The organism is Pedobacter kyungheensis, assembly GCF_000812965.1.
Lineage (GTDB): Bacteria > Bacteroidota > Bacteroidia > Sphingobacteriales > Sphingobacteriaceae > Pedobacter > Pedobacter kyungheensis.
The window spans coordinates 1-18,589 of the sequence record NZ_JSYN01000011.1 but is presented as its reverse complement, the minus strand read 5'-3'; the positions used below and the strand labels follow the sequence as shown (position 1 = coordinate 18,589).

The following is an 18,589-nucleotide window of genomic DNA, read 5'->3' as shown; positions in this document are numbered from 1 at the left end:
ATTAAAATTTAACATTCAAACCAGCGTTAACCACTTTTTGCAAAGGGTAACCGCTTCCATATACTTCAGGATCTACCCGATCGTAAGCAGAAAGGGTGAAAGCATTTACTGCATTTACAAAAAAGCGTACAGAAGCTAATTTTAACTTTCCGGTTATTCCTTTCGGTAAAGTATAACCCAGTTCCACATTTTTTAATCTTACATAACTGCCGTCGTGCAACCAGTACGATGAGGTAGCCTCATTATTTGGATTAGCACCTATGGTTAAACGTGGCTGAGTGGCTGTAGCAGCAGTAGCTGGTGTCCAACGGCCAAGATTCTGCTCAAAGGCCTGTCCCAAGCCATTGTTTTGGAAAGCCCATTCAGTACTGCCCGAAACGTACACGTAGCGGTTTTGAACGCCTTGCAAGAGAGCAGAAAAATCAAATCCTTTGTAGCTAAAGCCCAGGTTAAGGCCATAGAACCAGATTGGGTTGTTGTTTTTAAGTGCCCTTGTATCCAGTTCGTTAATTATGCCATCGTTGTTTAAGTCCTTGTACTTAATGTCTCCCGGAACAGGATTATAGCCTTGTATTTTGGCGCTCGAGTTGATCTCAGCCTGGCTTTGAAACAGTCCATCGGCCACATAGCCAAAAGTCTGGTCTTCTCTTTGCCCGGTACGCTCCATCCATGGGTATGGTCTGCCGATCTCATCCTGATACTTGATAATTTTTTGCAGCGAGAAAACATTAGGGGCTACGTAATAGTTAAAATTGCCCACATGGTTGCTGTATTTCAGGTCGAATTCTACCCCCGAATACCTGCTGATTCCGATGTTCTCTAATGGGTAAGCTGTTCCGAGTAAGGCCGAGTTCCTTCCCCTGGTTTGTACCAGATCAAAGTTTTCGTTGTTAAAGTAATCGGCAGCTACCGATAATTTGTTATTGAATAAACTGGCATCAATACCTATGTTATACTGATTGGCTTTTTCCCAGGTAATATGCGGATTGGCCAATGTACCTTCGGCAATTCCGCCCATCGAAGTTGGAGTAGTGCCATAGTTATAACTAGCTCCTGTTACATAATATTGGTTGTAAGCAAAATAACCTGCATTGGCATTACCAGTATAGGCATAGTTAGCCCTGATTTTTAAAGCATTAAGCCATTTCGTATCTTTTAAAAAGTCTTCTTTGGCAACATTCCAGCCTAAACCAAAACCATAAAACAAGCCATAACGGTTACCTTTTTCATAGCGGTTTAATCCGCTATAGCTCAGGGCCACTTCTGCAAGGTATTTTTCTTTATAATTGTAATCTACCCTGGCCGATAAATTATTAAAAATCATCGGAATCTGGTTGGAGGTTTGCGCACTTTGCGAGTTGAATTTCAGCAAAGTATTCAGGCTGTGGCTACCAAAAGTTTTATCAAGTCCGGCAGAAAAATCGACAAACAGGTTACGGCTCTGCCCGGTGTTGGTAGATAAATTAACCTGTTGCCCATCGACCCCAAATTTCTGATATACATCAGGGTTAGTACTGGCCAATTTATAAACCGCATATTGTTTGGTACGGATAATATTTTCGGATACACTGGTATTAAAACTTGCCAGGCCTTTTATCCACAAACCTTTGGTTACATTATCCAAAGTTTTCTTAAGTGATATATCGGCAGAAACATCGCGGCTACTGTTGTAAAAATAACCCGAGCGTGTAGTTGCTCCCCACAAGTTGGTCTGGTAATCGGAAGTACCCGCCAGCGAACCGTTAGGGTTAAAAACAGGATAAGCATTATTTGGGATCGAGGCCAGTTGTGAAAAAACGTTATTACTACCAAAATTGGATAAAGTGGTACCCGTAGTAAAAATTGCAGTACTTGCACTAACTCCACCTGGTTGGTTACCATTCTGGATACGGCCAAACAGGTTTAAGTTTAATAAAGTTGTCGGCGTAATATCGATGTCAATATTGGTACGTACCAGATAGCGTTTGTAATCGGTATTGGTACTGTAGGTGTTTCTTTCGTCGTCCTGCCTTAAAATACCACTTTGGTTTAAATAATCAACATCAAGGAAATAACGGGTAGAATTACCTCCACCGTAGGTATTCAGGTTATAACGGCTAAAAGTTGTATTGGGTTTTAAGATGGTGCTGTACCAATCCACATCCGGGTGAAATATAGGATCAGAACCTGTTGCCCAGGCATTTAAATCAGCAGCAGTATAGCGTGGTGCTTTACCATCGTTGGCCAATGCTTCATTGTAAAGCGTTGCATAATCAAAAGCGCCCAGTGGTTTAGGCAATTTAATGGCCGATTGCAGACCTGCCTGTGCGGTAAGCGAAATGCGTTGCTTGCCCGCCTCTCCTTTACGGGTAGTAATCATAATTACACCGTTCGAAGCCTGTTGCCCAAGCATTACTGTAGATAAACCATCTTTTAAAATGGTAACCGATTCTATTTCCTCCGGATCGATTGAAGGATAATCTCTCGGAATACCGTTTACCAAAACCAATGGTGCATTACCCCTTACGGTAATACTGGTTCCGTCGGCTCCTGGCCTGCCATTACTTTGTAAAGTGTATAATCCGGCTAACCTTCCTGATAAAGCATTGTTAATTCCCGCTACCGGAACTTTAATCAGATCGGTATTGTATACTGTAGAAGTAGATTGCAGGTTAGTTACCGTACTTTGCTCACCATACAATACCGGTGTAGCAGCCTGTCGTTTCTGGCTCTCGCCAAGCGATACATTTAACAAGGCCTCTTTTACTTCAACCTCTTTTACCAGATAACCGTTGAGTGTAAATGTTAAAATATCGCCTTCAACAGCACTTATTTTATACTTACCATCTTTATCTGTTGTAACACTGTTACCGGTTTCTTTAATGGTAACGCTAACGCCAAAAAGCGGGTTGCCAAAGTTATCAGAAACTGTTCCGGTAACCTCCAGCCGGTGGCCCTTGTTTTTGCCTGCTACATGCCTTTCGACTCGTATGGTATTGGCATAGGCCAAAGCCGGACATGCCGCATATACGGTTAACGAAAAAAGCATTAATTGCTTTAAGTAAGTTTTCCTCATATTTTGTTTTGGTTTAGTTACTGGTGCGTGTCCGGAGTAATGTGTTTTTGCCCTTCGGGGTGCACGCTTTTGGTTATCGTCTATTTGGTTATTATCATGCCCTTTACCGGGGGTAAATGCATAGGGTCAAATCTATCCAGAAGCCCCAAAACCAAAGGGGTAAAATCCTAAACAAATGGGGGTAAAATTCTAAAAATATGGCTAAAAGGGTAGCTAACGCAATGCTGTGAGCAGATAAAGTGTTAAAATTGCCGGTGCTAAGCCAATTTGATTTTAATAATAAAAATAGAGTTGTACATTTAATAACATTAAGCTAACCATCCCTGTATTTGTGAACATGAAAGCCCTGCTCTTCTTTATATTTGCACTCTCCGCTATAGCAGGAAAAGCACAAGACCAATACGCTTTTAAACACCTGAATGTAGAGAGCGGACTTTCGCAAAGCTCGGTACTCTCAATTGCCCAGGATGCCCGGGGCTTTCTCTGGTTCGGTACACGTTTTGGACTCAACAAATACGATTCGCAAACGTTTAAAATCTACAACAGCGAAAAAGGCAATAAAAAAAGCCTGAGTACTTCTTCCTATCTTTCTTCAATAGTATCGCTTAAAAACGGATCGCTACTGATTGGAACCCAAAATGGGCTGAATAAATACAATGAAAAGGACGATAATTTTGACCGTTATCAACACGATGATAAAGATGCAGGCAGTTTAAGCAACAATGTCATATTCTGCATTTATCAGGACAAAAAAAACAGGGTTTGGGTAGGTACGGCAAACGGGCTAAATTTACTAACCGACACTACCCGATATCGCTTTAAGCGATTTTTATACCAAAACAAACAACGTTTACAAATTTATACCATTACCGAAGATCACAATGGTACCCTGTGGTTAAGTACAGACAATGGCTTAATGAATATGCGCTTTAGCGGAAACCGGGTTATTTACAAACATTTTAAGGCCTATAGCGACGAACTCGCTAAAGCCATCGATAACCACATTACCACCATAGTTGAAGATCGCGAAAACAACCTTTGGATTGGCACTAAACAAAGTGGTATAAGTAAGCTCAACCTAAGCACCGAAAATATTACCAATTATAAATATTCGAGCCTTAACCCCCAGGGTATCAGCAGCAATAACGTGCGTAAAATTATGCTCGATCAGGAAGGCAAACTGTGGATTGGTACCTTACACGGCATCAATATCTATAATCCGGCAAACCAAAGTTTCAGCACTTTACAAAATGAGCCCGAAAATCCATCCAGTTTAAGTCAGAATTCGGTTTACGATATTTTTCAGGATCGTCAGGGTATTATCTGGGTTGGAACTTATTATGGCGCTATCAATATGGTTTATCCTAATTATACGCCTTTTAAGGTTTATCGCAGTACTGCCACATCAAATGGCCTCAGCAGCAATGTAGTGAGCTCAATCATGGAAGATCAGCACCAGAACCTGTGGATTGCTACTGAAGGTGAAGGCATTAATTACTACGATAGGAAAAGCAATACTTTTACCCGCTACAAAAACAACCCCAATAATCCGGCAAGCCTAAGCGCCAATCTGGTAAAATCGGTTATCCGCGATAAAAACAATAAAGTCTGGATTGGCACACATTATGGCGGGCTAAACCTTTTTAACCCCGAAACCAAAAGTTTTGTACGCTATACCAAGCATAAAAACGACACTTCTTCATTAAGCAACGATGAAATTACGGTTGTTTTTGAAGATAGTTTCGGAAGGTTCTGGGTAGGAACCAACGGCGGTTTAAACAGTTTTAATACACAAACGGGTAAATTTATCCGCAACCGGGTAAATGGCCGTGCCGATGCTGTACTTTACATTTTCGAAGACAGCAAGCGAACACTGTGGGTAGCTACCAACTCGGGGCTTTATCAGTTAAAAAGCGGTGCAACTAAATTTGTAATCCGCGTAGCTGGCAATCCCGAAATTTTAAGGTATAACGAAATCAGCTGTATCACCGAAAATAAAGCCGGTTCTCTGCTCATTGGTACCACCAGAAATGGATTATTTCAACTAAACCCCGAAAAGCACCAGTATAGGCGGCTAAGCTTACTGGATGGCCTGCCAAGTAATACCATAATGGGAATTCTGGAAGATGATTTTCAAAACCTGTGGATTACTACCGATAAAGGCCTGTGTAAGTATAACCCGGCATTACATACCTTTAAGGTTTATAACATTAAAGACGGCTTACCTGGTAATGAATTTAATTACAAATCGTTTTTAAAAGACAGTAAAGGTCAGTTTTTCTTTGGTAGCCTGAGTGGCATGATCAGTTTCTACCCCAACCAGATCAGAGAAAACAAAACTACTCCACCTGTAATTTTTACAGGCTTAAAACTCTTTAACAAACCTGTTGCTTTAAACAGCGGAGATGGCCTGCTGAAACAGAATATCAGCACCTTACAGGCCATTACTTTTGAATCCGATCAGAACGTTTTTTCAGTTGATTTTACTGTCCTTAATTTCATTAAATCGAATAAAAGCCATTATGCATATAAACTCAATGGTTTCGAAAAAAACTGGAACTATGTAGATGTACCTTCGGCTACCTACACCAACCTTTCGCCGGGTCAATATACCCTGATGGTTAAAGGCACCAACAACGATGGCGTTTGGACCAACACCATAAGTACGCTCGATATTACCGTATTACCACCATTTTACCGTACCTGGTGGGCTTATTTGTTTTATTTGGCAGCCTTTATTGCCATATCGTTTGTATTTATCCGTTATTTGCTGATTAAGGCCGTACTGAAAAAAGAAAAGGAAATTAACGAGCATAAGCTCGAGTTTTTCACCAATATCTCGCACGAAATACGCACGCCTTTAACGCTGATTGTAGGCCCATTGGATAAACTGATCGAAAATGCCAAAGACGATCCATCGTTAAACCGCGAGCTGCAGCCCATTAAAAACAATGCTTACCGCTTAATGAACCTGGTAACCGAGCTCCTCGATTTCAGAAAAGCAGAAAGCGGAAAAATGACCCTGCACATTAGCCCCGGAGATATTGTAAAATTCTGCCGGGAGATATTCCTGGCTTTCCAGAATATTGCCATTGCCAAAAGCATCGATTACCGTTTTGAAACTGTGCAGCCCGATATTAAACTTTATTTTGATAAAGTTCAACTGGAGAAAGTGTTATTTAACCTGCTTTCCAATGCTTTTAAATTTACGCCAGATAAAGGTAAAATCAGTTTAAAAATCAGTCAGGAAAATAACCGGGTACAAATTATGGTGAGCGATAATGGCAAAGGGATTGCGCTTGCCGATCAGGCCGGTTTATTTACCAATTTTTACCAGGCAAACCCCACAACCAGCATTGGTACGGGTTTAGGTTTATCCTTATCTAAAAGCATTGTAGAGCTACATCATGGCGAAATTACTTTCGAAAGTATGGCTCAGAGCGAAAATCGACATGGTGCTACCTGTTTCACCGTAAATTTAAAAACCGGCAAAGCACATTTTAAACCAGCCGATTTTGTAAAAGATTATGTGTATTATGATGATGCTACCAACTACGAACTCCCGGTTACTGCCGAAGCTCAGATTCAGGAAGCAGAAACTGTAGTATCTGCCGGCACCAAAAAATACAGTATTTTACTGGTAGAGGATAACGAAGACGTAAGGGCATTTATTAAAAATGCGCTGGGCAATACTTACACCATTTACGAAAGCGAAAACGGAGCTACAGGCCTGGCACTGGCGCAGGAAGTGATTCCCGATTTAATTATCAGCGATGTAATGATGCCTGTTATGGATGGTCTGGAATTGTGCCGCAAGCTTAAAACCGACGAAAGAACCAGTCATATCCCCGTGGTATTGCTCACAGCCCGTTCGGCTTATGTACACCAGATTAATGGTTTTGAGCAGGGTGCCGATGCTTACATCATGAAGCCCTTCAACCTCAAAATTCTCGAACTGAATGTACAAAATCTGCTTAGCGCACGCGAAACCATCAGGCAGAAATTTGCGCAGGTGGTAAGGCTCGAACCTAAAAACCTGGTGATTAATACCACCGAGCAAAATTTCCTGAACAAAATTATCACAGTTATTGAAGATCGGATTGCTGATCCTGAATTTGATGTGCCTACCCTATCATCGCAAATTGGCATGAGCCAACCGGTACTGTACAAAAAAATAAGGGCACTTACCGATCTTTCGGTTAACGACTTTATTAAATCGATACGCATTAAACGCGCCGCACAGTTATTGAAACAAGGCGCAGGTAATATTTCGGAAATTGCTTATTCGGTAGGTTTTAACGATCGTAAATACTTTAGTTCGGAGTTTAAAAAGCATTTTGGCAAAACGCCGAGTGAGTTTATAAACGAAGATTAAAATAAGGCAATACAATGATCAACATCATTGTATTTAACGTAAATTGTTTATCTCCCGATCAAAATAATTATTCAAAACCCGCTGGTAAACCCGGTTTGCAAGGTGAGCAAGTAGCCTGCCTTTTTCAAACAAGGCCTTTATTTCGGTTTCTGTGATCTGGTAATTGTTTTCATAGCGTACTGCCAGATAGGCTTCATCGAGTAAGTACAACAGATAAATATCGGCTTCGTTGCCCGGTTTAAAGAGTGTGGACAGGCCTTGTACATAAGGCTTAATGTAATTTTGGTGCACTTGTACGCGGTGCGTCTTTTTTTCGGCACCCATAACCAAAAGCTCAATGGCTCGGTAGCTCAAATCAAAAAACTGGTGCAACATAAAGGCACAGTGCGGCAGGTTTTGCCTTTTTAAATAGAATTTTGCCCCTGCTAAAAAATCATTGGCTTTATTTAATTCTGTAGTGTAAGTACTTTTAACCTGTTGGGCAAGTAAGTTACCATCCATATTCCCCTGGTTAAAAAGATCAGTAGAACGGTTAAACAGGCAGTTTTGAGGTTTACACAGCTGATTGAAAAACAAACTGCCGTTTTGCAAAGCCTGTTTAACCTCGTGCTCATGAAAAAGCCTGTAGCTAAATTTCTGCTGGTTACTAAACACAATATTAAGTACCGGGACCAGTTCGTTTAAAATACGCACCTGCTTATTGGGTACCACAATAAGCAATTCATTAAGTACCTTTTCGGCAAAAATTTCGGTATAGCAAAAAATATACGCTGCCTGTACCACAGCACATATACCTTTTATCAGCGCAGCTAAATCTGCATCATTTGCTATTGCTAAATGTATATTTTTACGGCTCATGGTTATTTATTCGCCGGGTATGGTAAGCAATGCAGGCGAAAATGGCTGGGTAATTATCAGGAAAAATGCTTCGGTAAGCATCAGTAAGGTTTCGTATTGTTCAAAAAGAAATTCCTTATCCATCAGTTTAATGCTGTTTTGGGTACTGAAAGCAGCATACAGCCATTCTAATAATCCTAAACGCAGTCGTTTAATTTTTTCGGGTACAAAAAAGAGCTCAATAAAACGGTACGGATTATTTACATAGCGCACAGGCAGTGTATTTATTTCATATTGGCCGGCATGGTAATGGCCATCTGTAATGCGGTTTGCTTTATTGGAGCTCAGCAGTGTGGTTAATGTATTGCCATTTATATCGTAAAAAAGTTTACGGGTAGCAATCAGGTAGCCGGCATAAAGCAATTGGGTAAACTGGTTATACACAAAAAAATAATCTGCAGCGTTACGCACGCTATCCTCTTTACCCAGTGCAGCCTTGTACCAGTTTTTAAGGTAAGTTTTATGGCCTGCCAAATCATCGAGATTAAAAAAAGACTCTACTACTCCAAAGGGATTGGCCTCGAGCATTTCAGTTAAACATAAAGGCGAAGTATTTTCAAATACAGCTAAATCATAATGATAATCAATACTCCGGTTGCTGTTTTTACTAATTACCCTTTCGTGGATTAACCAGCAGGCCTCGAGCATTTTTTTTGTGTTTTGGTAAACCGGATAAGTGTACTCGTTCCAATCTTCATCCGTATTGCCTGCCAGTGCTGCCTGCAGCCAGTCTTTATAATTTAACTGATAATGCGCAGCATCATAAAAGAAAAATATAGCCACAAAAGCCTGCCTTGGTTTTGTCATTTCGTTTTTAAGCAGGTGTTTGGCTTGATATTGAATCAAAACCATTTCCTTTTTTAATTCTGTAACGTCCATTTGTATGGCTTCGAAGAAAACAAGATCTTGCTTACTACCTTTAAAAACAGTTTCAGCGCCATTTAAAAGCTTAAGCAATTGCTCATAAAAATTGAAAAGTGCTGCAGGCTCGTTTTTTTGAATCAAGGCTTCATCAACTGAAATGGGGTTTACCCAGTTATCTAAAAAATCGATCCGGTCTGCAATAGTGTAATCGCGAAAAAAATCTGCTATGGCCGCTAAAAAAGACCGGCTCTCGTTTACAAAATTTGCTGAGCTTTCCATAATTGTTCTTTTTAATTTATATATTAGCTTTACTAACAAATTTAGTAAATAGAAATAAGTAAAACTACTATAAATACATAAAACTTATCAACATTTTATCCTATGAATGAAAACCAGCGCTTAAAAACTTTAATTGATTTATTGGGATTTAAGAACCAAAAAGATTTTGCGTTGGCCCTGAATATCCAGCCAGGTTCTTTATCAGATATTTTAAGGGAAAGGATAAATGTATCCAATGCTGTTAAAGATAGGTTAAACTTAAAATTCAACGTAAACTTAGCCTGGCTGGAAGATGGCATTGGCGAACCTGTTTTAAAAAAACCGCCCATTGTAGCCCCTAGCAAAGAAGGTGTGCCTTATTTTAACCTCAGTTTAGAAGATACCGATAAATTTATTGTAGAAGAAGAACAGGCAGAGTACCTGGTAAATTACCGACCTTTTAACGATTGTACAGCCTATTTACCGGTATATGGTGATAGCATGTACCCAAAATATGCTTCGGGCGAAATTATAGCCGTAAAAGAAATTACCAATTATGATGTTTTACAATGGGGCGAAGCTTATATGGTAATGACCGATGAGGAGAGCAATAGCCTGCGCACCATTAAAATGGTTTTCGAACACCCCGATTCGGCTAAAATAATTCTGCGCTCATCAAACCCTAATTTTAAAGGCGATACCATTATTAACAAAAAGAACATTCAAACCTTGTATATTATTAAAGGTAAAATTACGCGGAATGCGATTTAAACAACATTAAAAGAAAAAGCGGGCTGATCAATTCAATCAGCCCGCTTTCTTTTTATATAGCAAGTCTAGTAACCCGGGTTTTGATACATTTTAACCGGATCAAGTTTTACCTCATCAAAAGGAATCGGATAATAACGGTCTTTTGTGGTTACATTGGCCAGCTTGGCTATGCCGTACGAGGCTTGTGGCTTGGCTTTTAAATAAGTAACCAATTCGGTGGCAGTAAAGCATCTGATCAGATCGAACCATCTTTGGTGCTCAAAAGCCAGTTCTACCCTGCGCTCATGCAAAATAGCCAATTTTAGCGTCGGGAATTTTGCGGCATAAGTAGCATCGGTTTTAGCCACAGCATAAAGTGGCATTGCAGCCCTCGCCCTTACCATATCCAGATACTGAATGGCAACTGCATCGTTACCCTGCAACATATTTACTTCGGCAAGCATTAAAATTACATCGGCATAACGCATTAAAATACAATCGTTACCGCCGTAGCCGTTTTTAGTAGCTGCATCGCTCGCATCGCGAAATTTGGTAATAAACCAATCTTTAACCGTGGCATCGTTGGCATACTTGATTGAAAAATCTTTTCTCAAATCGGCAGTTTCATATTCATTAACCAAATCAAGCTTAAGGTTGCCTCCTATACCAGTTGATGCTTTTTGCGAATTGATGGTTTCGCCTTTTGCCTGGTTGTTGGCTGCAATGCTCGAGCTGTAGTTAATATCGCCCTGCTTGTATACGATTTGAAAAAGCAATTCCTTACAGGTTGTTTTTTTGGCTACATCGAAAACCTGGCTATATGGAATTTCGCTCAGGTTACCAAAAGTACGCATGTTGTAAGCGGCCAACAGGTAGGTGTTTGCATTGGTTAAATTTTCGGCCTTGTTATTGGGCAAGGTAGCTGCCATAGTTAAATACACTTTACCCAGGTAAGCATTAAGCGCTGCTTTAGAAACACGCCCAATACCCGATTCGGGTTGAAAGTTTGGCAGGCTACTGTTTAAACCATCTTTTAAATCGGCTACAATCTGGTTGTATACATCAGCCTCAGGCACGCGGAAAGTACTGGCTTTTACCTCATCAATGGTATTTAATTGTTTGGTTACCAGAGGAACAGCTCCCCACTTTCTTACCAGCTCGAAATACATAATTGCACGGATAAATTTAGCCTCGGCACTGTAGTTCTGCTTGTTTGCCTCATTGGTAAAAGTAACCTTATCTATATTAGAAAGGATTACATTGGCCCGGGTAATAGATTGGTAAAGCGCCAGCCAATGCGATTTCAGGTACGAATTACTGGGTAAAAGAGAGAAATCGTTAAACTGGAACGGTTCGCCGGCATTACTCTGGTTATCATTTCTTCCGGTATCGTCTGATCGTTCGTCGGTAAATAAACCACTGTTCTCGCCCATGGTGTTACTGCTCCTTAACGATTGGTAGGCACCGTTAACAGCGAGCAATACATCGTTTTCGGTTTTAAAATAATTTTCAACCGTAACTGCATTTGGATTGGTTTGCGCTAAAAAGTCTTTTTTGCAGCTGCTTAAACATACTGCAACGCTTAAAGCCGAAACTAAAATATATTTTTTCATTTTCTTAAATTCTAAAAAGTAAGTTTAACACCCAGATTATAAGCCCTGGCCAATGGATAGTTACCATAATCAACCCCAGGTGTTAAGTTAGAACCACCACTGTAATCTACCTCCGGGTTATAACCTTTATAATCGGTTATGGTAAAGGCATTATCAACACTTGCATAAATGCGGATGTTAGTTAATTTAATGGCATTAGCAAGCGATTTCGGGAAAGAATAGCCCAGTGTAATGTTGGTACATCTGAAATAAGAGCCATCCTGAATGTAAAATGACGATAAACGGGTAGAGTTACTTTGCGTACCTGCACGCGAAGGACGGTAGTTTAAGCCGCTGCCCGGATTGGCTTCGTTGCGGTAACGATCTGCTACATCTACATACTGGTTACCCGAACCTTCAAAATTATACAGGTAATAATCCTGTCCATCTAACACCTGGTTACCATACGAACCATTAAATGATGCCCTTAAATCGAATGTTTTATAAGAGGTATTCAAAGCAAAACCATAGGTAAATTTAGGATATGGTGTACCAATAACCGTTTTATCTGCATCGTTTACAACTCCGTTGCCATCGGTATCCTGGAAATACAAATCGCCAATTTTTGCAGGATTGGTTGAAGCTGATGAAGGTGCAACTTTACCTAAATTATCGGCTGTAATGCGACCCAATACTTTAAAGCCATAAAACATACCTACAGGCTGCCCCTCTTGTGTAATGTGTGTTAAATACGAACGCTCGGCGCCATTGGTTAAAATGGTACTGGCTCCACCCATATTTAATACTTTGTTGCGGTTAACAGCAATGTTTCCGCTTAAACCTAAGGTAAAATCCTGGTTTTGAATAATGCGGCCATCAATTTGTACATCGAAACCTTTGTTTCTGATTTTACTATCGGCCAGGTTGGTTAAGATAGAAGAAGTACCCGAAACAGCCGAAATAGGCTGGTTAAACAACAAATTGTACGAATAACTTAAGTAATAATTGGCAATAATATTTAAACGGTTATTGAACAAACCGATATCGGTACCAAAGTTATACTGGGAAGTAGACTCCCAACCCAATTTAGGATCCTGGATGGCATTTGGCCAGATAGCTGTAGAAATAGCATTACCGAACACCACACCACCCGGTGCACTCATTTCTTGTGCTGTTCTGTAGTTAGGAATGTTGTTGTTACCACTTAAGCCCCAGCTTGCCCTTAATTTTACGGTAGAGCGCTCGCCTAAGAAATCTTTGTAAAAATCTTCATCAGAAAGGTTCCAGCCTGCAGCAACAGAAGGGAAATTACCATATTTGTTTAGCGGACCAAAACGCGAAGAACCATCGCGACGGAATGAACCAGTTAAGAAATATTTACCGGCATAGTTATAACTGAAACGACCAAAATAAGATAGTAGCGTATTGGCAGTTTTAGAAGCTGCATCTAAAGCAAAGAAACTTGGGTCGGCACCTTTATCGGTGATCTCGCCAATATTATCGTTCTGGAAACCCTTTGCCGATACTTTAATCAAATCGCTGGTTGTTTTCTGTGCAGAATATCCGGCCAATACATCCAGCTTATGTTTACCAAAGGTTTTATTGTAGTTTAGGGTAAACTCAGCCAGCTGATCGATCTGTTTTAAATTTTGTGCAACAGCAGTAGCCGCAGCAATCGATTCGTTAGAATATGGCCTGTTATTACCGTTACTTAAACTGGTTGGCAAATAGAAATCATACTTTTCGCTATAAGTTTGGGTACCTAAGTTTGCTTTAAAATCAAGGCCATCAATAATCTTATAAGTAGCATTGGCATTGTAAGTACTTCTATCACCTTTTCTTGTAATTTTTAACTGCTCTACTGTAGCCAGAGGATTTTCGGGATTTTGGATTCCGTATTGCGAAGCCAAAGCCCCCATTCCAAACTGAATCGGATTACCGTTTGCATCTCTTGCAGGCAGGTAAGGCAAATAAATTAGCGCCGACATCATCGGACTCAAATCATAACGACCTTCCCTCACCTCGCGGTTATTATTTTGGGTATAAGAAATGTTGGCCCCTACGTGTAAACGCTCACTCACATTTCCATCTATATTGCCCCTGAAATTGATTACCTTTTGGTTGGTGTTGGTTACAATACCATCGTTATCCTGGTAACCGCCACTTAAAAAGTATTTTACGTCTTTATTACCTCCGCTAAATGAAAGGTTGTGGCGTTGAAAGGCTGCATTGCGGTACAGTTCATCCTGCCAATCGGTATTGTAAGCCGCAGGAATAGCCTGTTGTGTGCTAAAATTATACAAATCAGCAGGGATACTTACACTGCTTCCATTACCTACGTTTGCAATCCGTGTAGCATTATTATCGCTATACATAGCATCGTTCCAGGTTTTACCGGCATTTACCCATAAATCTTTGTAGGCATTATTACGTCCGTCTATCAATAATTGTATAAACTGATTGGCGTCAAGCAGCTTTACCTTTTTGGCCAGCTGAGAAATACCACCCTGCACATCATATTCAAAATGGCCTTTACCGTCTTTACCTCTTTTCGTGGTAATTAACACTACCCCACCAGATGCCCGTGAACCGTAAATGGCAGCAGAAGCCGCATCCTTTAAAATGTCGATAGTTTCGATATCCTCAGGATTAATGGCTACGTTATTACCTGCCGGATAACCATCAATAACATATAAAGGATCGGAACTGGCATTGATAGAACCAATACCCCTTACCCTGATTTTGGTACCTGAGTAAGGTGCACCGCTGGTTTGCGATACCTGCACACCGGCAACCTTACCCACTAATGCCTGCCCTACTGTTGGTGAGGTTAAGTTTAGTTCGCTGGCTTTAACGCTGCTAATGGCTCCGGTAACATCCGATTTTCTGATCTTTTGGTAACCAATTGCTACCACCTCGTTTAAGGTGTTACTGCTTTCTTTAAGTTTAATATTAATGGTTTTGTTGCCCGATACGATAACTTCCTGCGTATCGAAACCAACAAAAGAAAAAACCAGAGTAGCGCCGTTATTCGCCTCTATTGAGAATTTCCCGTTACCATCGGTAGAAGTTGTTTTTTTGGTTTGCTTGTCGTAAACGCTAACGCCTGGAAGTGGTTGTCCCTTCTCGTCGGTTACAGTTCCGTTAATGGTAGCAAAACGGTTGTTAAGCTCGGTAGCCGGAACTAATTTGCTATTGCCTGAGGCCATGGCGGCTGGACTGCATGCAGCGAGCAAACCAACAGGCAAAAGCAATTTCCTGCAGGCACTTTTCATGCTTGCGGTGAAAAAAAATGATGTCATCTTTTTGTGCTTAGTAATAAATTTTTAAATAGTATTGGGGTTTGTGTTTTTGTTTGGCAGATATGTAGATCATGCATTTACATAGGCTTATCCTTAAAGGTTAACAACTTGTTTCCTGAGCGTTCTACGGCGACAAAAGTAGAGGTGTATTTTTAACACTATGTATCCGTTGTGTTAACTCTATGCAAAGATCATGGGAGCTATTTTAAGTTTACATTAATTCTGCATCAAGCATTACTAAATCGATTTAATTATGCTTAAGAATAACATCTGCTTAATACTGATTTAATAGCTGATGCGTTACTTCGCTCCCAAAAAATTTTAATGAAAGTCTTCTATCCCTTTTTTATGCTTTGCCTGTTGTGGCAAGGTTTACAGGCGCAGCATAAACCCGAACAAGCTTATCAGTTAATAAAAAGCAATAATGCGGTACAGTATAAAAACTACTATCTGCTTACCCTTTTCCAGCAGCTTCCAGAGCTGAATAAAATGCTGAAAGAAAACAGCGTGCTGAAAAAAATTGCCGATACCAAAAGCGCACAGGTAAATGAGGCATTAAAGACCTGCAAAGCCGATATTAGCTGCTATGCCAATGCTTTAAAGTTTAGTACCGAAGAAATTACAGCAATTAGCCAGGAGTTAAGCAACAGTTACAAAGAAAATAATGAACTTGGAAAACTGGTAAGCAATCACCTGATTGCTTCGGGCTGTTATACTTTATATACTAATGAAAATCCTAAAAACCTGCTTATAAAAGCCTGGGAACAAGATGCCAATGCCTTAAATTACACCATTGGCGTATATGTAGCAGGCAATAAACCCAACTATCCCAAAATAGATTCGATTAGTTTCAGTTTAAAAGATAAAGAATATGCCGAGCTTACTGCCGCAAACGCCTCATTAGCTTTGCAAGGCCAAAACGAATTGTTTTTTGAACCAGCCTTAAATTTTGCGCTGGTGGCTTTAGAACTGAATGAAAGAAATGATGCCGCCGATTATGAGCCCATGGTTAGCGGGGTTAACCAGCCAGCCATTAGCCAGATTAAAAAAACCGATTGGAAAAAATATCCCTATAGCGTAATTCTGGTTCCTGGGGCTGGTCCTGAAGATAAAGAAACTGCCTTAAGTGCCGGAGGGATGATCCGTTGCAGGTTAGCGGCCATTCAGTACCTGAAAGGACAGGCGCCTTTTATCGTCGTATCTGGCGGACGCGTACACCCCTATAAAACCAAATTTAGCGAGGCGTTCGAAATGAAAAAATTTCTGATAGAAACCTTACAAATACCAGAAAGCGCTATCATTATGGAACCGCATGCCCGCCATACTACTACCAACATGCGTAACTGCGTAAGGCTGATGTTCCGCTACGGCATACCTGTTGATAAACCCGCCATGGTGAGTACCGTTAAATCGCAAAGCTATTATATTACCACAGTGCTGTTAGAACGTTGTAAAAAAGAGCTTGGTTATTATCCTTACCAGAACGGGAAACGATTGAGTGATACCGAATCAGAATTCTATCCAAACACAACCTCCTTACAAATTGATTTCGACGAACCTTTAGACCCTTAGCCATGAAAATTTTAAATCCTATATTGGTACTGTTGGTCATGTTCTTTGTAGCCAAAAGCAGTAAAATGGACGGAAAAATCACTAAAAACATTACCGTCGATTCACTGGGGGCCTGCCAGGGCATCAGCTACCAAAACGGCCGGTATTTCCTCTACGGCGATCGCGAAGTTGGTGTAATGCGCGAATATAAACTGGAAAAAGATTCGTTAAGCTATCAGCATAAAGAATACCGTTTTACCATAAAAGGCGAAAACACCATTAAGCATCCTACCGGAATAGCCTATCATAAAGGTTTGCCTACTTTTGTAGGTAATTCGGTAAGGCAAAACGAATCAGGAACGTTGTGGAAAGCGGTAATTAACTGCATTAACTGGGATGGATTTTTAAAAACCGGAACATTAGATGGCAATTTGCTGCAAACCATTGATGACGATGCCTGCATACAGGGTGCAAGGCCAGAATATGTAAAATACAAAGGAAAATGGTATGTGGCTACTGCCGATTATGGCAACAAGGCCAATGAGGTTCGCTTACTTGATCCGCAAGCTTTGGCAAAAGCGACTAAAACCAGCGAAAAAGGTGTAGTGGTTCAAAAATTTACCTGCTCACCCTGGGTGCAAAATCTCCACTTCATTGCCAGTAAGGGCATCCTGGTATTAATTCAAAACCAGATTGAAGGACGCAAATGGCGGTTAACATTCCTCGATCTGGAAAAATCGATCTCCACCGGGCATGAATCAGTTTTGAGCGTAGTGGATACCGATAAGCCTGATGAACTGGAAGGTTTTACTTTTACCAACCAGGCCGATAAAGGCATTGCGGTAAGTTCTTCGCGCAAGAACAATGTAAGTTTTATGGATTTTGCGTTTGGCGGGAAGTGATATAGTTTGGAGTGGTGCGTTTGGAGTTGGGAATTCTGTCCGTAGAGTTAAGTGGAACGTCTCTACGGACTGGAGAATATGATTGATCCAAACTTTCAACCAATACAATATAAAAACGCGCTATTCGGTTGGTGCGCCACCAACCGATAGAGTCTGTCTGGTGGCGCACCGACCACCTTACTCACCTTTACACTAGTGGTTGGTGTCCTCACCGAACACCCAAGATTGTTGACATCGCACGGCTTCTTCTTTACTTTCCTTTTACACATCTTCACCGTATCTTTATTCAATAGAAAAAGGAGATACATATGAATACTGAAAAAGCCATTCTAGCTGGCGGTTGTTTTTGGGGAGTAGAAGAATTGATTCGCCATTATCCGGGTGTAATTTCGACTGTAGTTGGATATACCGGTGGTGATGTGCCCAATGCTACTTACCGGAACCATGGAACGCATGCTGAAGGCATCGAAATTACTTTTGACCCTACCATTTTATCATACCGTAAATTATTAGAATATTTTTTCCAGATCCACGATCCTACAACACGTAACAGACAAGGAAACGATGTTGGTACTTCTTACCGTTCGGCTATATTTTTCGCTAACCCAACACAGGAAGCTACTGCGAAGGAACTAATTGCCGAAATGGATGCCTCGGGTATATGGCCGGGAAAAATTGTGACAGAGGTTGTACCCGAAACGGCTTTCTGGAATGCGGAGGAAGAACATCAGAACTATTTGCAGAAAAACCCTTACGGCTATACCTGCCATTTTGAAAGGCCAGACTGGAAACTATAAATTAGTTTGGAGCTCGGAGTTTGGAGTTAATTACAACAAATACACCAAAACAAAAAGGCAATTTTCTCATCGAAAATGGACATGCCCCAAAAAGTTAGACACTTTTTGGGGCATTTTTTATGAGTAGAAAACAAAAATATGACTATCAGTTTAAACTTGATTTAGTCAACAAGGTAATCAAAGAAGAACACTCTGTACATGAACTTTCCAATATGTATGGATTGGCTAAATCACAGTTACAATTTT

At 40.6% G+C, this 18,589-nt stretch carries 10 protein-coding genes; 5 read left to right on the top strand and 5 right to left on the bottom strand.

Annotated elements, in window-relative coordinates:
- Nucleotide 1: 1 nt before the first annotated feature.
- Nucleotides 2-3,055 carry a SusC/RagA family TonB-linked outer membrane protein gene (locus tag OC25_RS10560; RefSeq protein WP_082018575.1) on the bottom strand — a complete coding sequence of 1,018 codons (3,054 nt, stop codon included), beginning with the start codon at nt 3,053-3,055 and terminating at the stop codon, nt 2-4.
- A gap of 337 nt (nt 3,056-3,392) precedes the next feature.
- Between OC25_RS10560 and OC25_RS10555 the strand changes: the two genes are divergently transcribed.
- On the top strand, nt 3,393-7,430 hold the full coding sequence (locus tag OC25_RS10555) for a hybrid sensor histidine kinase/response regulator (RefSeq protein WP_052266123.1): 4,038 nt from the start codon (nt 3,393-3,395) through the stop codon (nt 7,428-7,430).
- Nucleotides 7,431-7,463: 33 nt separating this feature from the next.
- Here the strand turns inward: OC25_RS10555 and OC25_RS10550 are convergent, their stop codons facing one another.
- A complete protein-coding gene (locus OC25_RS10550) occupies nt 7,464-8,288 on the bottom strand; it encodes a HEPN domain-containing protein (RefSeq protein WP_039475503.1) in 825 nt (274 codons plus the stop codon).
- A 6-nt stretch (nt 8,289-8,294) separates the two neighbouring features.
- Entirely contained in the window at nt 8,295-9,470 is a 1,176-nt protein-coding gene (locus OC25_RS10545; RefSeq protein WP_039475502.1) for a hypothetical protein, read from the bottom strand.
- A gap of 102 nt (nt 9,471-9,572) precedes the next feature.
- On the opposite strand from OC25_RS10545, the gene OC25_RS26875 reads away from it, so the two are divergent.
- Complete coding sequence (locus tag OC25_RS26875; RefSeq protein WP_052266122.1) at nt 9,573-10,220, top strand: LexA family transcriptional regulator; 648 nt, start codon at nt 9,573-9,575, stop codon at nt 10,218-10,220.
- A gap of 65 nt (nt 10,221-10,285) precedes the next feature.
- On the opposite strand, the gene OC25_RS10535 is transcribed toward OC25_RS26875, so the two are convergent.
- Both OC25_RS10535 and OC25_RS10530 read right to left on the bottom strand, forming a co-directional pair.
- Complete coding sequence (locus OC25_RS10535; RefSeq protein ID WP_039475500.1) at nt 10,286-11,812, bottom strand: RagB/SusD family nutrient uptake outer membrane protein; 1,527 nt, start codon at nt 11,810-11,812, stop codon at nt 10,286-10,288.
- An 11-nt stretch (nt 11,813-11,823) separates the two neighbouring features.
- Nucleotides 11,824-15,093, bottom strand: a complete 3,270-nt coding sequence (locus tag OC25_RS10530; RefSeq protein WP_039475498.1) for a SusC/RagA family TonB-linked outer membrane protein — start codon at nt 15,091-15,093, stop codon at nt 11,824-11,826.
- A gap of 324 nt (nt 15,094-15,417) precedes the next feature.
- On the opposite strand from OC25_RS10530, the gene OC25_RS10525 reads away from it, so the two are divergent.
- The 3 genes from OC25_RS10525 (at nt 15,418) to msrA (ending at nt 18,343) form a co-directional block, all read left to right on the top strand.
- Complete coding sequence (locus OC25_RS10525; RefSeq protein WP_039475496.1) at nt 15,418-16,665, top strand: YdcF family protein; 1,248 nt, start codon at nt 15,418-15,420, stop codon at nt 16,663-16,665.
- Nucleotides 16,666-16,667: 2 nt separating this feature from the next.
- Complete coding sequence (locus tag OC25_RS10520) at nt 16,668-17,546, top strand: hypothetical protein (RefSeq protein WP_039475495.1); 879 nt, start codon at nt 16,668-16,670, stop codon at nt 17,544-17,546.
- Nucleotides 17,547-17,854: 308 nt separating this feature from the next.
- A complete protein-coding gene (gene msrA, locus OC25_RS10510; protein ID WP_039475490.1) occupies nt 17,855-18,343 on the top strand; it encodes a peptide-methionine (S)-S-oxide reductase MsrA in 489 nt (162 codons plus the stop codon).
- Nucleotides 18,344-18,589: the final 246 nt, after the last annotated feature.

Bases quoted from the DNA above. Each gene is read 5' to 3' on its own strand.
- OC25_RS10555 (WP_052266123.1), top strand. From the start codon at position 3,393: ATGAAAGCCCTGCTCTTCTTTATATTTGCACTCTCCGCTATAGCAGGA.
- OC25_RS10525 (WP_039475496.1), top strand. From the start codon at position 15,418: ATGAAAGTCTTCTATCCCTTTTTTATGCTTTGCCTGTTGTGGCAAGGT.
- OC25_RS26875 (WP_052266122.1), top strand. From the start codon at position 9,573: ATGAATGAAAACCAGCGCTTAAAAACTTTAATTGATTTATTGGGATTT.
- OC25_RS10550 (WP_039475503.1), bottom strand. From the start codon at position 8,288: ATGAGCCGTAAAAATATACATTTAGCAATAGCAAATGATGCAGATTTA.
- OC25_RS10535 (WP_039475500.1), bottom strand. From the start codon at position 11,812: ATGAAAAAATATATTTTAGTTTCGGCTTTAAGCGTTGCAGTATGTTTA.
- OC25_RS10545 (WP_039475502.1), bottom strand. From the start codon at position 9,470: ATGGAAAGCTCAGCAAATTTTGTAAACGAGAGCCGGTCTTTTTTAGCG.
- OC25_RS10520 (WP_039475495.1), top strand. From the start codon at position 16,668: ATGAAAATTTTAAATCCTATATTGGTACTGTTGGTCATGTTCTTTGTA.
- OC25_RS10560 (WP_082018575.1), bottom strand. From the start codon at position 3,055: ATGAGGAAAACTTACTTAAAGCAATTAATGCTTTTTTCGTTAACCGTA.
- OC25_RS10530 (WP_039475498.1), bottom strand. From the start codon at position 15,093: ATGACATCATTTTTTTTCACCGCAAGCATGAAAAGTGCCTGCAGGAAA.
- msrA (WP_039475490.1), top strand. From the start codon at position 17,855: ATGAATACTGAAAAAGCCATTCTAGCTGGCGGTTGTTTTTGGGGAGTA.